At 40.2% G+C, this 5,459-nt stretch carries 5 protein-coding genes; 3 read left to right on the forward strand and 2 right to left on the reverse strand.

The window, feature by feature from the left end:
* Positions 1-35 precede the first annotated feature (35 nt).
* Together VLB74_RS08395 and VLB74_RS08400 are read right to left on the reverse strand one after the other, a co-directional pair.
* Positions 36-461, reverse strand: coding sequence for a DUF2062 domain-containing protein (locus tag VLB74_RS08395; protein ID WP_325203008.1), 426 nt, complete (start codon positions 459-461; stop codon positions 36-38).
* A gap of 1 nt (position 462) precedes the next feature.
* Entirely contained in the window at positions 463-1,623 is a 1,161-nt protein-coding gene (locus VLB74_RS08400) for a phospholipase D-like domain-containing protein (RefSeq protein ID WP_325203009.1), read from the reverse strand.
* Between the two features lie 266 nt (positions 1,624-1,889).
* On the opposite strand from VLB74_RS08400, the gene VLB74_RS08405 reads away from it, so the two are divergent.
* From VLB74_RS08405 to VLB74_RS08415, 3 genes are all read left to right on the forward strand, one after another.
* Positions 1,890-4,184 carry an NADP-dependent malic enzyme gene (locus tag VLB74_RS08405; RefSeq protein ID WP_325203010.1) on the forward strand — a complete coding sequence of 765 codons (2,295 nt, stop codon included), beginning with the start codon at positions 1,890-1,892 and terminating at the stop codon, positions 4,182-4,184.
* 96 nt (positions 4,185-4,280) lie between these two features.
* Complete coding sequence (ruvA, locus tag VLB74_RS08410) at positions 4,281-4,862, forward strand: Holliday junction branch migration protein RuvA (RefSeq protein WP_325203011.1); 582 nt, start codon at positions 4,281-4,283, stop codon at positions 4,860-4,862.
* Positions 4,863-4,899: 37 nt separating this feature from the next.
* The coding region (locus tag VLB74_RS08415) for a hypothetical protein (RefSeq protein WP_325203012.1) at positions 4,900-5,459 on the forward strand (560 nt) is incomplete at its 3' end.

Consider the following 5,459-nt stretch of genomic DNA (forward strand, 5'->3'; position numbering starts at 1 on the left):
CCGGTTTAAAACGTAATATCGATTTTTTGAAATAATCACAATTCCTTTTTGTTCCGGAATTTCAAAACCATGAATTTCGAAAAAAAGTAGGCAATCACCGCCAGGGAGCCACTGACAATGAGCGAGCCTATAAAAATGGCCAACCCGGTATCCTTTAAATTGTCTTTCCAGTTATCAACGTCAAACACAATGGGGCTGTCGAAAAACAACGAACCGACTTTATAATTCAAAAGCATGAAAAACGGACTGGTAAAAGGGTTCGAAATAATACTGGCGGCAAGGGCTATAGTCAAATTAAATTTCAGTAGCCGGCTTAACACGATTACAAGAAGCATGCCTAATCCGAAAGTAGGGAACACGCTTATGAACGTTCCAATGGCGGCACCCCATGCAATTTCTTCCGCACTGCTGTTGGATTTGGCTATCTTCCAAAAGAAATCAACGATGGTTTTCCATTTCATTTTAGCGTCGTTTTAGAAATCGGTTGTAAGGCAGGTAGGTCAGCAGGATTTCGAAGAAGCGAACGATATAATAAGAGTTCCAATCTTTAAAGCGCTTCAGCGGATTGTTTTGGCTCACAAATGATGCTGCAGTGATTTGTCGGCATTGCAACATGATGTGCTCCAAATGATTTTGGTACTTTTGGGCAAACGATGCCGAGTTGATTCCGACATTCATTTCAATGCTGGCATACGAACTCAAATGGTTCAAGTTAAAAGAGCCGACAGTTGTCCAAGATTGATCCACAAGGGCTGTTTTTCCATGTAAAATGGAATGATTCCATTCGTAGAGTTCAATTTTATTGCGTAATAGAAAAGGATAATAGTAATTGATGGCTCCTTTTACTAACGGTACATCCGAAACGCCGGAAAAAATAAGCCGGATGCGAACGTTTCTTTGTGCCGCTTTTTTTAGTGCCTGCGTCAGTTTCCTTCCGGGTAAAAAATACCCGCATACAATGATGATTTCAGCCTGTGCCGTTTGTATGGATTTCAGATAAATGTTCTGAATTTCGTTTTTCCGACGGAGCCAGTCATTTTGAAACAGTTTTATTGGGCTTTGGTTGTTCGGTTCTCCTGAAAGTGTTTTTCCGTTAGGACGTTTTCCTTTTTTGAAAAAATAGTAATGACAAATCGATTGCGCTTGTTGTCCGATGGAAACATCATTAATCAAAACAGCATAATCCAGCCAAGGGGTTTTTGTTGCCGTGCCTTCATATTTTTCGGCAATATTGATACCGCCAATCAAAACGGTTTTGGCATCGGCAACCATAATTTTATGATGCAGTCGTCTTCCGAAATAAAACGACTGGTAGGAAAGTAAAGGCGCGAAAAAACGAAAATGAATGCCGCTTTGCTGTAAATCGGCAACAAATTTATCAGACAAAGCGCGTGAACCCATTCCGTCCAATAAGAGATATACGGTTACCTTTCGGAAAGCGGCTTTTTTGAGTGCGTTGGCTATTTTGTTCCCGGTAATATCATCTTCGAGGATGTAGGTTTGAAAATGGATTTCTTCAGTTGCGTCGTTGATTAGTTTTAACAGCCGGTCAAAATAATCCCTTCCGCTATGCACGAGTGTAGCAGAATCTGCTGCAAAGTTTGAAGAAAAGGCGTTTTCCATTTTCGGTCAATAAAATTAATCTTACGGATTGAAAGTCTGCTGTTTAACAATTTAAGAATAATTAATAAAATGAACACTAATTCTTCATTACTTTCTTTTTTGGATTTTTTACGGATAAAAGCCTGAAGTGGTTAAAATCAACTACTTGTGATTGTGATTGTTTGATGTAAATAAAGTCGGGTGAAAACTTTTTTAAAGAATAGGGGTAAAAATTTCAATTATTCTTATCATCCTCATATCTTTGTTAGTTAGTAAATAAACAAACCATGCATAAAGATAGCAAAAGAAGAGAAGCTTTATTATACCATGCCAAGCCCACACCAGGAAAAATTCAGGTTGTTCCAACCAAAAAATACGCTACACAAAGAGATTTAGCATTAGCTTATTCGCCGGGAGTAGCAGAACCTTGTTTAGAAATCGAAAAAGACGTTGAGAACGTTTATAAATATACTGCAAAAGGAAATTTAGTAGCCGTAATTTCAAACGGTACCGCTGTTTTAGGTTTGGGGGACATCGGCCCCGAAGCCTCAAAACCCGTAATGGAAGGGAAAGGGCTTTTGTTTAAAATCTTCGCCGATATTGATGTTTTTGATATCGAAGTAGATACCAAAGATGTTGAGAAATTCATCGAAACCGTAAAAAATATTGCGCCGACTTTCGGAGGAATCAATTTAGAAGATATCAAAGCACCAGAGTCTTTTGAAATCGAAAGACGTCTGGTGGAAGAATTGAATATTCCGGTAATGCATGATGACCAGCACGGTACTGCAATTATCTCATCGGCCGCATTGCTTAATGCTGTGGAATTGGCCGGAAAGAAAATGAGCGAAGTGAAAATGGTTGTTTCCGGAGCGGGTTCCGCAGCTATTGCCTGTGCGAATCTGTATGTTTCTTTCGGGGTTAAACGGGAAAATATCGTAATGTTTAACAGTAAAGGGGCATTACGCAAAGATGATCCTAAAATTTCGGAAATGCAGCGTGTATATGCTACCGATGTGCATTTTGATGGACTTGCAGATGCTATGAAAGGTGCTGATGTTTTCATCGGATTGTCATCAGGTGATATCGTGACTCCCGAAATGTTGTTGAGCATGGCTGATAATCCGATTGTTTTCGCCATGGCAAATCCAACTCCGGAAATCAAATACGATTTAGCTATCGCTACCCGTAAAGATATTATCATGGCAACGGGTCGTTCCGATCATCCTAACCAGGTGAATAATGTACTTGGTTTCCCTTTTATTTTCCGTGGAGCCTTGGATGTTCGTGCCACAAAAATTAACGAAGAAATGAAAAAAGCTGCCGTAGTAGCTTTGGCGAACCTTGCAAAAGCTTCTGTGCCGGAACAGGTTAATGTTGCTTACGGTGAAACCAAGCTGACTTTCGGTCGTGATTATATCATTCCGAAACCGTTTGATCCACGATTAATTGCCGAGGTGCCACCTGCCGTAGCAAAAGCTGCCATGGAATCGGGTGTCGCTACAGCTCCAATTACCGATTGGGGTAAATACCGCGATGAACTTTTAGAACGTATGGGCTCGGATAACAAAATGGTCCGTTTGCTTCATAACCGCGCGAAAACCGACCCTAAACGAATAATTTTTGCCGAAGCCGACCATTTGGATGTGTTGAAAGCAGCCCAAATCGTGATGGAAGAAGGTATCGGAACGCCAATTTTATTAGGGAACAAAGAGACGATTTTAGAACTGAAAGCTGAAATAGGTTTTGATGAGGACGTGGTTATTATCGATCCGAAAACCAAGGAAGAAGAGGAACGAAGAAATCGTTTTGCCGATGCGTATTGGGAGACCAGAAGACGTAGAGGGACCTCATTACTTGATGCCCAAAAGTGGATGCGTGAACGTAATTATTTTGCTGCCATGATGGTGAATGAAGGCGAAGCCGATGCATTGGTTACCGGCTATTCCAGAAGTTATCCGACTGTTGTAAAACCAATTTTGGAGTTAATTGCGAGACAGCAGGGAGTTCACCGCATTGCGACCACAAACATGATGATGACCAAACGCGGTCCCGTATTTTTGGCGGATACGGCAATCAATCCAAATCCTTCAGCAGAAGACCTAGCCAGAATAGCATTAATGGCTGCGAAAACGGTTCGCCTGTTCGGTATGGAACCGGTAATCGCAATGGTTTCGTTTTCTAATTTCGGATCTTCTTCTGCTGAAAGTGCAGTAAAAATCCGTAAAGCCGTAGAGATTTTACATGAATTCCATCCGGATTTGATCGTTGACGGAGAAATCCAAACCGATTTTGCACTGAATCAGGAAATGTTGGCGAGTAAATTCCCGTTTTCGAAACTGGCCAATAAAAATGTGAACACGTTGGTGTTTCCTAATCTGGATGCGGCCAATATCACTTACAAAATGTTGAAAGAACTAAACAAGGTTATGTCTGTAGGGCCAATAATGATGGGGCTGGACAAACCGGTGCATATTTTCCAGTTAGGAGCCAGTGTGGAAGAAATGGTAAATATGGCTGCCGTTGCAGTTGTGGATGCACAGGAAAAAGAAAAAAGACTAAAACAGATAGAAGTAAAATAATTTAAGGGATTCTTTTGTCCGATAAATTGGAACTTGTTTGTTTCTGATTATCAGGATAAAAGATTTTTCTTATTTTTGATAGATTAATTAAGACGTATGATTGCGCATATTCAGGGGAAATTAGTGGAAAAAACACCTACAGAAGTTGTAATAGACTGTAATGGAGTAGGTTACAGTATTAATATATCGTTGCACACCTTTTCGTTGCTCCCGGAAACCGACCATTTGAAGTTGTTTACATTTCTTCAGGTTAAAGAAGATGCCCATACGTTATTCGGTTTTGTGGAAAAAGCGGAGCGCGAATTGTTTAAATTGTTATTGTCCGTTTCCGGCGTGGGTGCCAGTACGGCAAGGACCATGCTTTCCTCAATTGCGCCCCAACAGATTATTCAGGCAATTGCTTCCGGCGATGTTGGGACTGTTCAGTCTATCAAAGGTATTGGAGCCAAAACAGCCCAGCGTATTATTTTGGATCTGAAGGACAAAGCGTTGAAAATTTACAATCTCGATGAAGTGTCTTTTTCGCAAAGCAATACAAATAAAGATGAAGCGTTATCTGCTTTGGAAGTTTTAGGATTTGTACGAAAATCAGCTGAAAAAGTTGTCGATAAAATCGTAAAAGAAGATGGGAATGCTTCTGTGGAAACTATTATTAAATTAGCTTTAAAAAACCTGTAGTCATTTGAAAACGCAATATAGTAAAGACTTTTTCAAGATACATAAATTTGGGTTAACCCTACTTATATTGTTTTTTGGTATTTCTGTTCATGCACAAGTTGATGAAGAAGAGAAGGATTCCGTAAAAACCGGGGTTGATTTAGGACATTTGGAATTAAGTAATCCAAGGAGCATCACCGAAGCCTATACGTATGATCCTGTTACCGATCGATATATTTATACCAAAACGTTCGATGGCTTTAATATAAACTACCCTATCATTCTGACGCCTAGAGAGTATGAAGAACTCTTAACCAGGGAATCCATTCGGGATTACTATCAAAAAAAATTGGACGCTATCGATGGTAAAAAAGAAGGCGCCGAAGCAGCAAAAAAAGATTTGCTACCAAGATATTATGTGAATTCAGGTTTGTTTGAAACCATTTTCGGTGGTAATACCATTGATATTAAGCCTACCGGGTCGGTGGAAATGGATTTAGGGATCCGATTTACAAAGCAAGACAATCCGGCCTTTTCGCCCCGAAACAGAAAGAGTCTTACCTTCGATTTTGACCAGCGAATCAGTATGAGTATTCAGGGTAAAGTCGGAACGCGTTT

Origin of the sequence: Flavobacterium sp. (assembly GCF_035456225.1) — a bacterium.
GTDB lineage: Bacteria > Bacteroidota > Bacteroidia > Flavobacteriales > Flavobacteriaceae > Flavobacterium.

What these genes read in the sequence shown, in the direction of transcription:
- VLB74_RS08400 (WP_325203009.1), bottom strand. Translation starts at nt 1,623, where the DNA reads ATGGAAAACGCCTTTTCTTCAAACTTTGCAGCAGATTCTGCTACACTC.
- VLB74_RS08395 (WP_325203008.1), bottom strand. Translation starts at nt 461, where the DNA reads ATGAAATGGAAAACCATCGTTGATTTCTTTTGGAAGATAGCCAAATCC.
- VLB74_RS08405 (WP_325203010.1), top strand. Translation starts at nt 1,890, where the DNA reads ATGCATAAAGATAGCAAAAGAAGAGAAGCTTTATTATACCATGCCAAG.
- ruvA (WP_325203011.1), top strand. Translation starts at nt 4,281, where the DNA reads ATGATTGCGCATATTCAGGGGAAATTAGTGGAAAAAACACCTACAGAA.